Source organism: Corynebacterium stationis, from assembly GCF_001941345.1.
Taxonomy (GTDB): Bacteria; Actinomycetota; Actinomycetes; order Mycobacteriales; family Mycobacteriaceae; genus Corynebacterium; species Corynebacterium stationis.
In genome coordinates this window covers 1,990,278-2,005,032 of the sequence record NZ_CP009251.1, presented here as the reverse complement: position 1 = coordinate 2,005,032, position 14,755 = coordinate 1,990,278, and the positions used below count along the sequence as shown (strand labels likewise).

At 55.6% G+C, this 14,755-nt stretch carries 15 protein-coding genes and 1 tRNA gene; 8 read left to right on the top strand and 8 right to left on the bottom strand.

The features are described 5' to 3' along the window. Positions 1–101 precede the first annotated feature (101 nt). Entirely contained in the window at positions 102–1,022 is a 921-nt protein-coding gene (locus tag CSTAT_RS09340; RefSeq protein WP_156845114.1) for a hypothetical protein, read from the top strand. Here the strand turns inward: CSTAT_RS09340 and CSTAT_RS09335 are convergent. Further along, the gene (locus CSTAT_RS09335) at positions 1,019–1,990 is read right to left on the bottom strand and encodes a DUF1906 domain-containing protein (RefSeq protein WP_075723204.1); all 972 of its coding nucleotides are present in this window, start codon (positions 1,988–1,990) and stop codon (positions 1,019–1,021) included. The two genes, CSTAT_RS09340 and CSTAT_RS09335, sit on opposite strands and share 4 nt — an antisense overlap. A 173-nt stretch (positions 1,991–2,163) precedes the next feature. On the opposite strand from CSTAT_RS09335, the gene CSTAT_RS13615 reads away from it, so the two are divergent. Together CSTAT_RS13615 and CSTAT_RS09330 are read left to right on the top strand one after the other, a co-directional pair. Further along, positions 2,164–2,325, top strand: coding sequence for a hypothetical protein (locus tag CSTAT_RS13615; protein WP_168969915.1), 162 nt, complete (start codon positions 2,164–2,166; stop codon positions 2,323–2,325). Beyond that, positions 2,322–3,008, top strand: a complete 687-nt coding sequence (locus CSTAT_RS09330; protein ID WP_075723203.1) for a DsbA family oxidoreductase — start codon at positions 2,322–2,324, stop codon at positions 3,006–3,008. The genes CSTAT_RS13615 and CSTAT_RS09330 overlap by 4 nt, the downstream gene beginning before the upstream one ends. Before the next feature lie 17 nt (positions 3,009–3,025). Here the strand turns inward: CSTAT_RS09330 and CSTAT_RS13855 are convergent, their stop codons facing one another. Continuing rightward, positions 3,026–3,457: a hypothetical protein gene (locus tag CSTAT_RS13855; protein WP_244892827.1), complete on the bottom strand. Its 432-nt coding sequence runs from the start codon at positions 3,455–3,457 to the stop codon at positions 3,026–3,028. A 154-nt stretch (positions 3,458–3,611) separates the two neighbouring features. On the opposite strand from CSTAT_RS13855, the gene CSTAT_RS09320 reads away from it, so the two are divergent. Beyond that, positions 3,612–4,412 (top strand): ABC transporter ATP-binding protein, encoded by an 801-nt coding sequence (locus CSTAT_RS09320; RefSeq protein ID WP_075723202.1) that lies wholly within the window; start codon positions 3,612–3,614, stop codon positions 4,410–4,412. Positions 4,413–4,531: 119 nt separating this feature from the next. Here the strand turns inward: CSTAT_RS09320 and CSTAT_RS09315 are convergent. Next, positions 4,532–4,607: transfer RNA gene (locus tag CSTAT_RS09315), tRNA-Arg, on the bottom strand. Positions 4,608–4,783: 176 nt separating this feature from the next. Here CSTAT_RS09315 and CSTAT_RS09310 point away from each other — a divergent pair. Then, positions 4,784–5,080 carry a cg0963 family protein gene (locus CSTAT_RS09310; protein WP_066795415.1) on the top strand — a complete coding sequence of 99 codons (297 nt, stop codon included), beginning with the start codon at positions 4,784–4,786 and terminating at the stop codon, positions 5,078–5,080. Here CSTAT_RS09310 and CSTAT_RS09305 read toward each other — a convergent pair. From CSTAT_RS09305 to CSTAT_RS09290, 4 genes are all read right to left on the bottom strand, one after another. Continuing rightward, a complete protein-coding gene (locus tag CSTAT_RS09305) occupies positions 5,077–5,361 on the bottom strand; it encodes a mycoredoxin (RefSeq protein WP_075723201.1) in 285 nt (94 codons plus the stop codon). The genes CSTAT_RS09310 and CSTAT_RS09305 overlap by 4 nt on opposite strands. A gap of 2 nt (positions 5,362–5,363) precedes the next feature. Further along, the gene (locus tag CSTAT_RS09300; protein ID WP_066837611.1) at positions 5,364–5,900 is read right to left on the bottom strand and encodes a dihydrofolate reductase; all 537 of its coding nucleotides are present in this window, start codon (positions 5,898–5,900) and stop codon (positions 5,364–5,366) included. A 9-nt stretch (positions 5,901–5,909) separates the two neighbouring features. Beyond that, complete coding sequence (locus tag CSTAT_RS09295) at positions 5,910–6,722, bottom strand: thymidylate synthase (RefSeq protein ID WP_075723892.1); 813 nt, start codon at positions 6,720–6,722, stop codon at positions 5,910–5,912. A gap of 64 nt (positions 6,723–6,786) precedes the next feature. Then, positions 6,787–7,545, bottom strand: a complete 759-nt coding sequence (locus CSTAT_RS09290) for a 3'(2'),5'-bisphosphate nucleotidase CysQ (protein WP_075723200.1) — start codon at positions 7,543–7,545, stop codon at positions 6,787–6,789. A gap of 35 nt (positions 7,546–7,580) precedes the next feature. On the opposite strand from CSTAT_RS09290, the gene CSTAT_RS09285 reads away from it, so the two are divergent. The 3 genes from CSTAT_RS09285 to CSTAT_RS09275 all read left to right on the top strand — a co-directional run bounded on the left by CSTAT_RS09285 (position 7,581) and on the right by CSTAT_RS09275 (position 13,930). Continuing rightward, on the top strand, positions 7,581–12,590 hold the full coding sequence (locus CSTAT_RS09285) for an ATP-dependent helicase (protein WP_075723199.1): 5,010 nt from the start codon (positions 7,581–7,583) through the stop codon (positions 12,588–12,590). Continuing rightward, entirely contained in the window at positions 12,590–13,420 is an 831-nt protein-coding gene (locus CSTAT_RS09280; protein WP_075723198.1) for a DNA-formamidopyrimidine glycosylase family protein, read from the top strand. Before CSTAT_RS09285 ends, CSTAT_RS09280 begins: the two co-directional genes overlap by 1 nt. Before the next feature lie 96 nt (positions 13,421–13,516). Next, complete coding sequence (locus CSTAT_RS09275) at positions 13,517–13,930, top strand: YccF domain-containing protein (protein ID WP_075723197.1); 414 nt, start codon at positions 13,517–13,519, stop codon at positions 13,928–13,930. Between the two features lie 90 nt (positions 13,931–14,020). Here CSTAT_RS09275 and CSTAT_RS09270 read toward each other — a convergent pair whose 3' ends face one another. Then, complete coding sequence (locus CSTAT_RS09270; protein WP_211273001.1) at positions 14,021–14,737, bottom strand: DedA family protein; 717 nt, start codon at positions 14,735–14,737, stop codon at positions 14,021–14,023. Positions 14,738–14,755 lie beyond the last annotated feature (18 nt).

Here is a 14,755-nt window from a genome sequence, read left to right as displayed (position 1 = left end):
TTTAGAACCTAAAGAGCTCACAGCGCAAGCGCCCGAGGGCAACTAAGACAACAAAGCCACCGCATGTTTATTACATGCGGTGGCTTTGTATTATTTAAGCTGTGTCAAAAATTAATGTTCCGCGTGCCAAGCATGGTTGGCTTCAATTTGTGGCGATTGTGCTTCTTATTGTCATCTGCATAGTGGGAACATGGATCGTCGCCCGGGCGACAGCGCCGAGGACTGACGAAGCCACTTCCGACGAAGAATCTAGTGGTTCTTCCTCAGCGCAGACCGCGGAACCGTCCGTGGCAGACTCTGCACTTGATAGCCTTGGCGATGTGGCACATCAACAAGCTGGAATCGTCATTGGCCAATCCAAATCCCAGCTAACTTACATTCGGCTGAGCGATGGGATGCATCTGGGAAGCGCGAATGAAAGGTTTGCCCGTCCTGCTTTAAGCCTGTCGAAACTTTATATCGCGGACTATGTCATCGATGAGGGAACCGAGTCAGAAAAGTATGATGCGCTGCAGATGATTTCTGATTCCGACGATGGCATTGCAGAAGAACTTTTCGCAGCATATCCAGAATCGATCGATGAAGTCGCGAAGAAATACGGCCTGTATTCTACCGATGCGGGGGAGTACTGGGGACGCTCAGTGACATCGACTTATGATGTCGTGAAATTCATCCGAGCGCTCAAGGATGAAGATCCTTTGCACCCGATTTTGGTCGCAATGTCACAACCTGATGAAATTGCTGCCGATGGCTACGAGCAAGATTTCGGAACCGCGGTATTAAAAAACGTCATTGGTACCAAGTGGGGGTGGTCCAATGATCGCGATATTCACGCTTCAGTTTCTTTCGGTGACAACTTTATCGTCGCAGCTTCGGTGACAGGTTCTGCTCGCGACCTGACCAAGTTGGTGCGAACCCAGCTCTCCGGGCAAAAACTTAAAGAAGCCACCACGTGGTTTTTAGAATCTCAAAAACCAGGCGGCGGCAGTAAGAAAGCGCCAGAAAAGATTATTTCCGATTAGCGGTTAACCATTCCGCTTAATTGCTGCGCGAGCTTGCTGGCTTGGTCAATTTGCTCAGCTGTGACCGAAGAACCCGTTGCGTCTAACCCTGGGACTGTGGAACTTAAGCCATTGAGTAGGTCAGCTGTTGCCTGCTGTGAAGTGGCGCCGCCGGTGGACTGACCATCAGTGTTGCTCCCGGGAGTGCTACCACCAGATTGGCCTGGCTTCCACTGGCCCCAGTCTTGGGCATAAACATTGTTGATGTCCACGACGACGCCATCGATTGTGCGCTGCTTATTCTGCGGCAGCTGGTGGACGGTGGTGCGTGGGTGAATCTTTCCGCCGGAGCCCCAGTCGTGCATCCAGAAGTATGAACCGATGCCGTCTTTGATGGCCCAGTCAATTACGTTGTAGTTGCCGTAGATGCCAGTGCTGTAGCCTGCCGCGCGCAGCGTAGCCGAAAATGTCACAAGGTAGGGCTTGATGAGCGAATCGTATTGTGAACGGGTGGGGTTGTCGTCGATCGCGATATAAATAGGACGACCGGTTGGCCCGCCTGCTGCGCGGTGGATGGAAATGGCCTTTGGAGCATGTACTGCAGCGCCGGCAGCACCTTTCTTCCAGTCGGCAGTTTCTGCACGCCCATATTGGTAAACAGATGCCGTTGCTAGCCCCTGGCCCGACATAGCTTGGGTTTCCTTGAGGGTTACCGGCTTACCGGCCATCCATTGCGCATTAGGGCGCTTTTCCGAAACATAACGCACAGCGCCTAAGTGTCCGGCAGCCTTGATGGCTGTGGCGCTGGGTACACCAGCTGAGTAGTCAATAACGGTGCCCAGAATCGGGCCTAAGGCTGAAGCACGGGAGGCAGTTGCAGTTCCCACGCCAATTGCCAAAGTGCCAGCCGCGGCAGCGACAGCGCCGACCTTAAAAATATTGCGACGCGAGTAGTGCCCAGCGCCTGTCGATGCATCATTTCCCGACACGAATGAACTCCTAACTAGGCACCAATAATATACTGGTGCAACTTTAGTATCTTTCGTAACAAAACTTACCTCAATGTGTACACAGAGGAAAGGGAAGCGCGGCTGCTGCGGGAACAGAAAGACAGCATTTGTGGTTGAAACGAGATGACCCAATATTCATTAAGGTGGAATCTATGAAGCCGCAGGGCAATATTGACAATCAGGAAATAAACCAAGAAGACGGCCAAACATCATCGAGCGTTGCACAGAATGCAGCACCACAACCCTTTGCCTTTCTTCAGCCCTTTGGCGAAGAAGCAATCGGAGTCTGCGATGTGGAAGGAAATTGTTCATGACCAATGAAGTAAATAACGCGGCCCCAATCACCGTGGATGTCTGGTCTGATTTCATGTGCCCATTTTGTTGGATGGGGGATAGGCACCTAGAGCTTGCATTAGAAGATTTCGCGCACCGCGATGATGTCAAGATCACCTACCACAGCTACCAGCTAATGCCTGATTACCCGGAGAATTCCCCGTTGCCTTCAGCGGAAGCCGTGGCCAAGCAAAAGGGCGTTCCCGTAGAGCAGTTCAAGCAGATGAACGATGGCGTTGCCCAGCGCGGTGCTGAAGTTGGTTTGAACTACAACTTTGATGAGGCACTGACGGTCAATTCCCGCCGTGCACACCGTCTGTCTCATTTCGCCGAAGAGAATGGTCTGCAGCATGAACTGATGCAAGCACTGTTTAAGGCCTATTTCACCGATGGCAAGAATGTTGAAGACCGCGAGGTCCTAGCGGATCTTGCAGCCTCTGTTGGTCTAGCCCGAGATGCAGCGCTGGCGAATATGGACAACGAGGAACTTGATACCGCGGTACAAGCTGATATCAACCAGGCGCAGCAAATTGGTGTCCAAGGCGTCCCGTTCTACGTCTTTAACAACAAGTATGCGGTCTCCGGGGCACAGCCCCAGCAGGTATTCCAGCAAGCACTCGAGACTGTGCATAAAGAAAATGTAGAAGCCGGCAACGCTCAATAACTGTTGCTTGTATGCGTTTAGTACCTGCTTCGGCGGCTTTCGACTCTGCCGCCGGAGCGGGCACGTACTGAGACTTCGCCGCCTTCTTGGCCTAAGTCGTCATTGCCCCAAGAATCCTCGCCCTTAATGGCGTATTCATTCCTCCAGTGCCTACTGGGCCTTTGGGGATCTCGGGGTCCTCTAAACCGCCCGCGCCTTTGTCTTTTTCCTTTATCGGGCTCGTCTTTGACTAAGGGGCGTTCTTCCAGTTTTAACAGCTCCGGCATCGGGCCATCGGGATCCAAGTGCAGCTCCGCTTCCAACTTTGCTGTCGGGCAGCGTTTGCCCGGAGTAAGCGGCAGATTGTGAATCGCCAGTTTCTTTCTCTGCGGGTTGTATTTAACCCGTGCACCGCAATTCGGGCACAGGTATTCGTCGTTTCCGACGGACTTTGTAACGTGAAGTTTCATAAGCGCATTATACGAATAAATACGCAGGTCACAGGAAGTTTTTGATCCTAATATTCGACCCCTTCGAGGCATTTGGCAGTTAAGACTCCGAGCGAGCTATATAGTTGAGTGGTTGTTTCCTTCAATTCATAAGCGAGAGCGAAGGGGTCTAAACATGACTGAAATCCTGCACTTACACGACGTCGATTTCGTACGAGATTCCCGAGAGATTCTTCAGAAAATTAACCTCGTGGTAAATGCTGGCGAGCGCTGGGCGTTAATCGGAGCCAATGGCGCGGGCAAGAGCACGATTTTAAGTATGTGCGGCGCGCAGCAGCATCCGACTCGTGGTACGGTGGAGGTGCTTGGGCAACGTCTTGGCCGGGTGGAGATACGTAAGCTGCGCGAATCTATTGGGCATGTTAACCCACGTCACCCGCTGCGTTCTTCACTAACCGCACGCGAGGTTGTGCTCTCCGGTGCCACGGGCACGACAGAGCTCATGACACGCTGGGAGCCCACCCCAGAAATTATCGAGCGGGCTGAGAACCTCATTGATTTACTCGGGGTCCGTCCGTTTGAAGATTTGCTGTGGCCAACAATGTCCCAAGGTGAGCGTGGAAAGACTTTGATTGCGCGTGCATTAATCACGGATCCATCACTTTTGCTTCTCGATGAACCCTCGACCGGCCTGGACGTCGCCGCGCGCGAGCAGTTTTTAGAGACCGTGGATCACTTGCACAGTTCCCAGCCCGAGCTTGCCACGGTGTTGGTCACGCACCACCTCGAAGAACTGCCTGAGACAACCACGCACGCCATGCTCATCAAGGATGGGCGCGTGCTGGCTGCAGGTAACGTGCACGACGTGCTGACAACGGAGTTGGTCTCCGATGCCTTCGAGCACCCCATCAACATTGAGTACCGCGATAGGCGTTGGCAGGCTCGCGCAATCCGCACTACCAACCCATTTTCTTAAACCAAACAGCAAGAGAAATAGATACCGCCGTGAGGAAAGAACACTGTTCCAACCTCGCGGCGGTATCTGTCAGCCATCACTCGACTCATAGTCTCAACTATGTATCGACTTCAGGACAATGGTGCCCTAGACAGGAGTCGAACCTGCGACACCGGCTTTAGGAGAGCCGTGCTCTATCCACTGAGCTACTAAGGCAGGGCCGTTCACAACAAACCGCGAGTCAAAAGACTCAGCGAAGGTCGGTTGTGAACATCTTTAGGTTACCCGAGTAGTAGCCGTGAGCTAAAACTGGGATGTGATGTTGGTGGGCGACAGCGGTTTAGTTCCAGAATATGGCCTCTGTTTACCCCAGGTGCGCTACTTTGAGGAGTATGACCTATCAAGAAGATGCTGATGCTTTAGAACCACAATTTATTGACGTTCAACGTCGTGAGATTATCGCGCGCACGGTTTCAGCGGAGGAGGGGGTGGAGACCTTGTCCATCGAAAAGCTTGTGCGCGGAAGCGAGCCGAAGCGCATCATGCTGCTGAATAAGTTTGATGCCCAGCAGCTCAAAGATGTTTTAGATGAATACCTAAAGACCATCTATTCCAAAGAGCTAGCCGGGCTTAACACCACATTGTCCCCAAAAGACATGTTGGAGCTTTTCGGGGAAGACGTTAATTAATTACTTAGCTCCTCGAGCTTTGCGCGCACGTCACTAGCCGGTGGGTTGGTGGCGTGGGTGCCATCGGAGTACAGCACGGTGGGAACAACGCGGTTGCCATTATTGACGGACTTAATCCACTCATTGAGCTCGTCATTACCCTCTGCGCCGTTATCAACGTCAACGGCCGCATAAGGGGTTTTCGACTGGTCTAAGTCTGCGCGCAGACGGGCACAAAATGGGCACCAGTCGGCGAAGAAAACAGTGACGTGTTCGGTGGTTTCAGGAGTTACGATTGCCATTTTTAGGCAGCGTCCTTTCGTTCATAACTAATAAATCGATACTTAACGGGCAGCTCGCTGGCCGGCTGATTCGGAATGGTCAGATGACCTTTTGCTGAGGTCTGCCATCCGGAATCAGAAGTCTGGCTAAAAGTCTCAGGAATATAGGGTGCAAAGACAGCATCATCGCCATATGCGTCGGCAACATTGACGTCCATTAGAGTTACCTCCAGGACATCCATCTGCTCCAAAGTAGAGGCATACAGCTTGCCGCCGCCCATGATCCATCCTTCGGTCAATTCAGGCAGGCGGTTTAAGACCGTCGCGCCGTTAGACCACTGGCCAGGCTCACGCGTTGAAAGCACAAAGTTCTCACGTCCGGGAAGCGGACGGAATTTCTCAGGAAGTGACTCCCAGGTATTGCGTCCCATAATCACCGGGCTGCCCAGGGTGACTTCTTTAAAATGAGCTAAATCTTCCGGTACGTGCCACGGCATTTGTTTGCCGTCGCCGATGATTCCATCCAAGGACTGTGCCCAAATCGCACCAAGAAAGCTCATGGTTTCATCCTAGACTGACACTGGAGCTTTGATAGCTGGGTGTGGGTCATAACCTTCTACCTCAAAGTCCTCGAAGTTATAGTCAAAGATGCTCTGTGCCTTCTTCAACTTCAGCTGTGGGTATTCCCGTGGTTCACGGGAGAGCTGCTCTTTGACCTGCTCAACGTGGTTATTGTAGATGTGCACATCGCCACCGGTCCAGATGAGTTCACCAACTTCCAGGTCTGCCTGCTGGGCAAACATATGGGTCAGTGCCGCATAGGAAGCAATGTTGAATGGAACTCCCAAAAACATGTCGGCGGAGCGCTGGTAAACCTGCATCGATAGCTTGCCTTCGGCAACATAGAGCTGGAAGAGCAAGTGGCATGGCATCAGGGCCATCTTGTCTAGCTCAGAAACATTCCACGCAGAGACCAAGATGCGGCGCGAATCAGGATTATTCTTTAGCTGATCCATCACTGCCTGGATCTGGTCAATGTGTTGGCCATCTGGAGTAGGCCAGGAGCGCCACTGCACGCCGTAGACAGGGCCAAGCTCGCCGTTGTCATCAGCCCACTCGTTCCAGATACGAATCTTGTTTTCCTGCAGCCACGAGACGTTGGATTCCCCGCGTAAGAACCACAGCAATTCGCCGATAACACCGTGGAAATAAACCTTCTTGGTGGTCAGCAGTGGAAAAGACTTGCTTAAGTCATAACGTAGCTGATGTCCGAAAAGTGACCGCGTTCCGGTGCCGGTGCGGTCGGATTTTTGAGCACCGTTTTCTAAGACGTTTTTTAAAAGCTCTTCATATGGAGTTGGGATGGAAGCGGCGTTAGTCATGCCGCTAAGTTTAGGGGATGAGGCATCGATTATCACGCCGCCTCATCACGGCGTTCCGTGACGACTAGGAGCTGAGACTTTCAGCTGCGAACTTGGCTGCGTGCTCCAAGATTTCATCGGCTAATTCTGGACGGCATACCACTAAATCGGGGATGTAAGTGTCTTCATTGTTAAAGCTTATTGGGCTGCCGTCAAGGCGTGAACAGTGCAGGCCTGAGGCTAAGGCCACACCTACTGGGGCTGCCTGATCCCACTCGTATTGTCCGCCGGCATGGATATAGCCGTCATAATCGCCTAAAAGGACGTGCATGGCTTTGGCCCCAGCAGAACCGATGCCTACTGTTTCGTAGCCCATCTGCTGCGTGATGTATTGCGCGACCTTAGGAGGGCGGTTGCGCGAGACCACGAATTTCTTAGCCAGCGGTCCCTGCACAGCGCGCACATCAGAGGATTTAAAGGTAACGCCCAAGTCTGGCAGACCTACCGCGGCGTGCTTGGGGATGCCATCGATGACGAGTGCAATGTGCACTGCCCAGTCCTGGCGGCCGGTGGCAAACTCTTTGGTGCCATCGAGTGGGTCCACAATCCACACGCGCTCTTTGCCGAGCCGGTCTAGGTCATCAACGGCTTCTTCGGATAGGAATCCGTCGTTGGGGCGGTGTTGTTCTAAGACGCGGGAGATCCACGATTGGGCTAGTTCATCACCAGCGTCTCCCAAGGCGCGGCCGCGCAGAAGGCCGCCTTTACGGACACCTTTTAAAATCTCGCCGCATCCTTCAGCGATCATATTGGTTAAGCGAGCATCAGAGAGCTGGACTGTCATAGTCCCTAAGACTACCCATCGCGATAAAGTAAGGCATGGCCAAAAACGTTCTTTCTCGCTTCAAGCCAGCTGTTGCTGGATGGTTCGAGGATGTTTTCACCGAACCGACCGCCGTCCAAGAACAAGCCTGGGACGCTATTTCCCGAGGCAATCACGCTTTGCTGGTCGCACCCACTGGTTCAGGTAAGACCTTGGCCGCATTCTTGTGGGCGCTGAACAACCTGATTGAACGCGAAGGCCAAACTTCACTGCCGCTTGCAGCGCGCAATGACGGGGTGGGACTCGGCTCAGAGGGAGGAAGCACCACCAACGCTGGGGTGAAGGTGCTGTACATCTCGCCTTTGAAGGCGCTTGGTGTGGATATTGAACGCAACCTCCGGGTGCCGTTGGCAGGTATTTCGCGCGTGGCGCAGCGCCTGGGTGTGGATGAGCCGGATATATCTATTGGCGTGCGCTCGGGCGATACCCCGCAGCCGGAGCGCAACCGGCAGTTGCGCAAGCCGCCTGATGTTTTGATTACCACGCCGGAATCTGCGTATTTGATGCTGACCTCGAAGGCCGCGGGCATTTTAGCCACGGTGGATACGGTCATCATTGATGAAATCCATGCCATCGCTGGGTCTAAACGTGGGGTGCACATGGCGTTGACCATGGAACGCCTGGCGCAGGTAGCAGGGGAGTTTCAGCGCATCGGTTTGTCTGCCACGGTGCGTCCGCTAGAAACGGTGGCGAACTTCTTAGGCGGTGGGCGGCCGGTGGAGATTATTGCGCCGCCGGCGAAGAAGAAGTGGCAGTTGGATATCCATGTGCCGGTCGAGGACATGTCGGATCTGCCCACGCCGGAGCAAGGCTCCACCATCGGTGAGATGACAGTAGATGATCCATTGGGGATTACCTCGCAAGAACTTGTCGATGCCGCTGATTCGGGTTTAACAGAATCGGCCCTGCCGGTGGCGAGCTCTATTTGGCCTTTTATTGAGCAGGCCATCTATGACCAAGTGATGGAGCACCGCTCGACGCTGGTCTTTGTCAACTCCCGGCGTACCGCAGAGCGCCTGACCTCGCGGCTGAATGAAATCTGGGCGTCCATTCATGACCCGGAATCCTTGTCGCCGGAGCTACGCCGTGACCCAGCGCAGCTGATGAAAGCTGTGGATGTTGCCGGCAAAGCCCCGGCAGTCATTGCGCGAGCGCATCACGGCTCAGTATCTAAAGATGAGCGCGCGATGACTGAGACCATGCTTAAAGAAGGTGCGCTGCGCGCTGTGGTGTCTACGAGTTCTTTGGAACTGGGCATTGACATGGGTGCGGTAGAGCTTGTCATTCAGGTGGAATCCCCACCGGCGGTGGCTTCTGGCCTGCAGCGCATCGGGCGCGCCGGGCACGTTGTCGGTGCTACCAGTCATGGTTCTTTCTATCCCAAGCACAGAGCGGATCTTCTGCAGACCACGGTGGTGGTGCAGAAGATGGTGGAAGGGGGCATCGAAAAGCTGCATATCCCCACTAATCCCTTGGACGTTTTGGCGCAGCACACCGTCGCCGCGGTAGCTGCAGCCCCAGAGGGGCTAACCGCCGATGACTGGTATGACACCGTCATCCGGGCCTGGCCATACCGGGATTTGGCGCGTGAGGTCTTTGACTCTGTCATTGACTTGGTCTCTGGCGTGTACCCGTCCACTGATTTTGCGGAGCTGCGCCCACGCGTGGTCTATGACCGGATTACCGGTGTGATGACCGCGCGGCCCGGCGCGCAACGGGTGGCGGTGACTAATGCTGGCACGATTCCTGACCGCGGCATGTTTGGTGTGTTCATCGCCGGTGGTGAGGGCGCACCGCGTCGCGTGGGTGAGCTTGATGAGGAAATGGTTTATGAATCGCGCGTCGGCGATGTATTTACCCTGGGTGCGTCCTCGTGGCGAATTGAGGACATCACCCGTGACCAAGTGATTGTGACTCCGGCGCCGGGGCATACCGGCCGCTTGCCGTTTTGGTCGGGCGACGCCGCTGGTAGACCGTATGAATTAGGCCAAGCGATTGGTGCGTTTCGGCGTGAGGCGCATGCGAACCCGGAGCTGATTACCCATACTGATGCGTGGGCGAAGGATAACCTCCGTGCCTTTTTGCATGAGCAGTATGAGGCCACGGGTTCGATTCCGGATGATTCCACGCTGGTGATGGAACGGTTTAAAGATGAGTTGGGCGACTGGCGCATCGTGTTGCACTCGCCGTTTGGCCGCGGGGTTAATGCCCCATGGGCGCTGGCGATTGGCGCGCGCATTGCAGAGCGCACCGGCATGGATGCCCAGGCGGTGGCCGGCGATGATGGAATTGTGTTGCGCCTGCCAGAAGGTGAGGCGGAGCCGGATGCGTCGATTTTTGCCTTCGACCCGGATGAGATTGAAGATATCGTCACCGAGCAAGTCGGTGGCTCAGCGCTTTTCGCCTCGCGGTTTCGTGAATGCGCTGCCCGGGCATTGCTGCTTCCTAGGCGCAATCCGGGAAAGCGCGCGCCGTTGTGGCAGCAGCGCCAGCGCGCCGAGCAGCTTTTGGATGTCGCACGGAAATATCCATCATTTCCCATCATTTTGGAAACAGTGCGCGAGTGCCTCCAAGATGTCTACGATGTGCCGAGCTTGGTGGAAGTCATCCGCGAGATTGCGCACCGCAAAGTACGTATCGCGGAGGTCACCACGGAGCAGCCTTCGCCTTTCGCGTCCTCGTTGTTGTTTAACTACACCGGCGCATTTATGTACGAGGGCGATAGCCCGCTGGCAGAAAAGCGTGCGGCAGCCCTTGCCCTTGACCCGGCATTATTGGCTAAGTTATTGGGCACGGTGGAGTTACGTGAGCTTCTTGAGCCCGAGATTATCGCTGAGGTCCATGCCCAGCTGCAGCGCACCGATCCCACCCGACGCCCGCAGACCAGTGAACAGGTCGCTGATATGTTGCGGGTTATTGGCCCCATCCCGGTAGATAATTTAGGTGAGCACACCGATGTGCCGCTCCAGACCTTGCACCAGCAACTTAGCCATCGCATCATGGAAGTTCGCATCGGCGGGCGCATGCACTTAGCCCAAGCCCAAGACGCCGCATTGCTTCGCGATGGCCTCGGCATTCCTGTCCCACCGGGTACCCCCGCGCAGGTAGAAACGATTACTGATGCCCTCGACCAGCTGGTATCGCGCTGGGCACGCACCAGAGGTCCGTTTGTGCTGCGAGAGCTTGCCGATGCCTTCTCCCTCTCCGTCTCCATCGCGCATTCCACGATTAGCCGCATGGACTCGGTCATCGACGGCCACTACCGCCGGGGCGTGGATGAAGTCGAATACTGTGCGAATGAAGTCCTGCGCGTTATTCGCTCTCGCTCTTTGGCACGTGCCCGCGCGCAGACCGAACCTGTATCTGCCGCGACCTTTGGCCGCTTCCTACCGGACTGGAACAACGTGGCACCGGTGATTGAAGGTGCCACCGGTAATATGCGCCGGCCCTCCCTGCGGGGCGCCGATGGTGTCTATGCCGTACTCGAACAACTTGCCGGGGTGCGCCTGCCGGCTTCTGCCTGGGAATCGATGGTGCTGCCATCCCGCGTTGGTGACTATTCACCTCTCATGCTCGATGAGCTAACCGCTAACGGCGAAGTGCTCATCGTCGGTGCGGGCAAAGCAGGCTCTTCTGATCCCTGGGTGATGCTGCTTCCTGCCGATTACGCCGCGGGGCTAGTGCCCATCCAGGATGAGGAAATCTCAGGTCTTACTGGATTACAAGAATCTATCTTGGCGTTGCTCTCGCGCGGCGGTGGTTTCCTTTTCGCCGATATTTACCGCGATACCTCCATTTCTAATGAGCGCGGATTAGACGTGGGTGTCGGCGCTGGTAGTGATGCCCCCACTACCGACCAAGTACGTGAAGCACTCTGGGGACTAGTAGAGATGGGCCTTGTCAGCCCCGATTCTTTTGCACCTATCCGCACTAGGCTTTCCGCGCACGGGTCTGGGCGCAGCGCGCATAAGCAAAAGCGCCGCCCGCAGCGCTCCCGCCTGCGCATGGGACGCACCTCTTTCGCCCAAACCCAACGCGCGAACCCCACCCCGCCGGACATGAATGGTCGCTGGGCGTTGACCATCCCGGCGTCGCACGATGCCACGGCGCGCTCGGCTGCCCAAGGCGAAGCCTGGCTGGATCGCTACGGCGTGGTCACCCGCGGCTCGGTGGTCTCTGAAGATGTCCTCGGCGGATTCGCCCTGGCTTATAAGGTTCTGTCCGGTTTTGAAGAATCCGGCAAAGCCATGCGCGGATACGTCATTGAAGGACTCGGTGCCGCCCAATTTTCCACGCCAGCGGTCATTGACCGGCTGCGCGGGTTGAGTGATTCCCCGGATATCACCGGTTGGCCATCTGGCACCACCACGCCCGATACCGTGGTGCTTGCCGCCTGTGACCCGGCCAACCCCTACGGTGCTGCTTTGCCATGGCCGCAACAAGGACCATCGCGTGCCGCCGGTGCGCTCGTTGTGCTTATCGATGGCCTCTGCGCAGCACACCTCACCCGCGGGGGCAAGACACTCACGACCTTCTTTGATCAGCTGCCTGAAGGCATCGAGCATGCCCAAGCACTCGAATATGTCTACCGTGCTCTCATGGCTCTGATTTCCACCGGACGCTTCAGCCCGCTGGTCATCGAAAAGGCCAACGGCACTTCCATCTTCGATTCCACAATTGCGAATCAATTTCGCGCCCTTGGCGCTGGTATTAGCCCCCGCGGTATCCGCCTTGCCACCAAGTCCGCCGCCCCTCGCGTGCCCAATGCGCCGGGCACGAGGAGAGAACATGGCACGACGAATGCACCCGGTACCTTCGAATGGGAAGTAGACGCTGAGCCGGACACCGAAGCGCCGAGCCCGCGGCGGGGCAGAAGCATCAACGAGGCACTAGACGAGCTCAGCTTCGATGATCCACCGACGGAAGAACCTCCACAACAACGAAGCTCTGGACCGATGCGTCCGCGCCGGGGACCGCAGCCGCCACGAGGAAGAGGAAGGCGATAATGCCCGAAGGCGATTCAGTCTTACAGCTGTCCAACAAGATGCAGTTCATGGTCGGCCGCGAAGTCACCTATACCTCCATCCGAGTACCGCGCTATGCCGCGGCCACGTTTACGGGCGATTATTGCGAAAATGTCTGGCCCTACGGCAAACACCTGTTCATGCAATTCGGGGAGCAGATCCTGCATACTCACCTGAAGATGGAAGGGCAGTGGTCCATTCACTACGAGGGCGATAAGTGGCGCAAGCCTGGCTTTAGCGCCCGCGTCGTTTTAAAACTGGCAAATACCCCACGCGATATCGAAGTAGTCGGACACAGCCTTGGCAACGTGGATGTGTACCCGATTGACAACTACTACGACCATATCGAGCACCTCGGGCCAGATATTCTGGATGAGCAATGGGAGTCTGATGGCCGTGACGAGGCCATCAAACGTATCCTGGCTCGGCCAGAGCGTTCAATCGGTGCGGCGTTGCTTGACCAGAAGAATGTCGCGGGCATCGGTAACGAGTACCGCGCTGAAGCCTGTTTCATTGCCGGTATTCATCCCAGTGACTCTGTAGCCGCTATCGGGCCAGAGCTGGTGGAAAGGATAGTAGACATCTCCCACCGCATCATGTGGGCAAACAGAAACTCGCCAGTGCGCGTAACCACCGGAGTGCGGCGCGCCGGGGAAACCACCTATGTCTTCGGCAGAAACCACAAGCGTTGCCGACGCTGCGGCACCGCCATCTACACAGACAGACTCGGCGGCCCCGATGCCGGTGGCGAAGAAGGCGAGCTCGAGCGCATCATCTGGGTCTGCCCACACTGCCAACCACGCCGAGATTAAATTCGCTGACCGCAGAATCATGAGGTGTGGTCACAGAATAGAAAATGGAGGTAAACCCTGATGTCAATGTCAGTGATGTCGACTAGGTTAGGTTCTATGAAAACTATCCTGAACATCATCTGGTTTATCTTCGGTGGCTTCTTTCTGGCGGCGGGGTATTTCCTTGCCGGTGTTATTGCATGCATCCTTGTTGTGACTATCCCCGCGGGTGTGGCTAGTTTCCGCATGGCTAGCTACGCGCTGTGGCCATTTGGACGCAGCGTTGTTCAGCCAACTAAGGGAACTGGCGGGTTTTCTGCCATCGGTAACCTCATCTGGTTCCTCGTCGCCGGTCTATGGCTGGCGATTGGCCACGTCGTTACCGCAGCTGGCCAAGCTGTCACCATCGTTGGTATTCCGCTAGCGATTGCCAATGTCAAGATGATTCCGGTGACCTGCTTCCCATTCGGACGCAGCATCGTGCCATCGGATCGCATTCCTTTCGGCTACGAGCCAATGGTTAAGCTCTAAGCCCGCAGGCTCAAACATAGCGCCGCGCACCCTCCAAAAATGGTAGAGTGCGCGGCGCTGTTTTTTAACTTTTTGTATCTTGTTGCGGTGTTAATCCTTGGTGCGCGAAGAGGAGCTGACGCCGGGGGCATCGGAAAGCTGCGAAGCATCGGCTTGCTGTGACTGCTTGGAATCTGTAGTGCTGTCGCTGGTGGCTGCCTTGCGCTTTTGGCTTCGACGGATAAGCAGGACCAAAACCACGATGATCGCTAGGGCAATAAGGGCATAAACGACGGTGGAGTACTGGTCGATATAGTCAGCGACCAGTGTATATGACTGACCGAGCCACATCCCTAACCAGATGAGAGTAGCGTTCCAACCGGCTGAACCGATGGCTGTCCAGAGCGTAAATTTAATGGGGTTAAGCCGGTCAATGCCCGCGGGGATGGAAATAAGAGAGCGAATACCGGGGATGAAACGGCCGAAAAAGACCGAGGCCGGGCCGTATTTATCAAACCAGTACAAAGCGCCATCAACATCGCTGGCTTCGACCAGCCACATCCAGTCCGCAATCTTGCGTAAGCGCTCTGCGCCAATCCACGCGCCAATGCCGTACAGTGCCCAGGCACCCACGATGGAACCAGCGGTAGCCCAGATAAAGGTGGGCCAGAAACCTAGGTTGCCCTGCGAGATAGTAAACCCGGCCAGCGGCAGCACTACTTCAGAAGGGATTGGTGGAAAGAGGTTTTCCAATAAAATAGCGATGCCTACGCCGGGGGCGCCGAGGATCTCCATGAGCTGGATGATCCACTCGATTATTCCTTGCACGATGTTTATCCGTTTCCT

Bases quoted from the DNA above. Each gene is read 5' to 3' on its own strand.
- CSTAT_RS13615 (WP_168969915.1), top strand. From the start codon at position 2,164: ATGAAGCCGCAGGGCAATATTGACAATCAGGAAATAAACCAAGAAGAC.
- CSTAT_RS09330 (WP_075723203.1), top strand. From the start codon at position 2,322: ATGACCAATGAAGTAAATAACGCGGCCCCAATCACCGTGGATGTCTGG.
- CSTAT_RS13855 (WP_244892827.1), bottom strand. From the start codon at position 3,457: ATGAAACTTCACGTTACAAAGTCCGTCGGAAACGACGAATACCTGTGC.
- CSTAT_RS09320 (WP_075723202.1), top strand. From the start codon at position 3,612: ATGACTGAAATCCTGCACTTACACGACGTCGATTTCGTACGAGATTCC.
- CSTAT_RS09310 (WP_066795415.1), top strand. From the start codon at position 4,784: ATGACCTATCAAGAAGATGCTGATGCTTTAGAACCACAATTTATTGAC.
- CSTAT_RS09305 (WP_075723201.1), bottom strand. From the start codon at position 5,361: ATGGCAATCGTAACTCCTGAAACCACCGAACACGTCACTGTTTTCTTC.
- CSTAT_RS09300 (WP_066837611.1), bottom strand. From the start codon at position 5,900: ATGAGCTTTCTTGGTGCGATTTGGGCACAGTCCTTGGATGGAATCATC.
- CSTAT_RS09295 (WP_075723892.1), bottom strand. From the start codon at position 6,722: ATGACTAACGCCGCTTCCATCCCAACTCCATATGAAGAGCTTTTAAAA.
- CSTAT_RS09290 (WP_075723200.1), bottom strand. From the start codon at position 7,545: ATGACAGTCCAGCTCTCTGATGCTCGCTTAACCAATATGATCGCTGAA.
- CSTAT_RS09285 (WP_075723199.1), top strand. From the start codon at position 7,581: ATGGCCAAAAACGTTCTTTCTCGCTTCAAGCCAGCTGTTGCTGGATGG.
- CSTAT_RS09280 (WP_075723198.1), top strand. From the start codon at position 12,590: ATGCCCGAAGGCGATTCAGTCTTACAGCTGTCCAACAAGATGCAGTTC.
- CSTAT_RS09275 (WP_075723197.1), top strand. From the start codon at position 13,517: ATGAAAACTATCCTGAACATCATCTGGTTTATCTTCGGTGGCTTCTTT.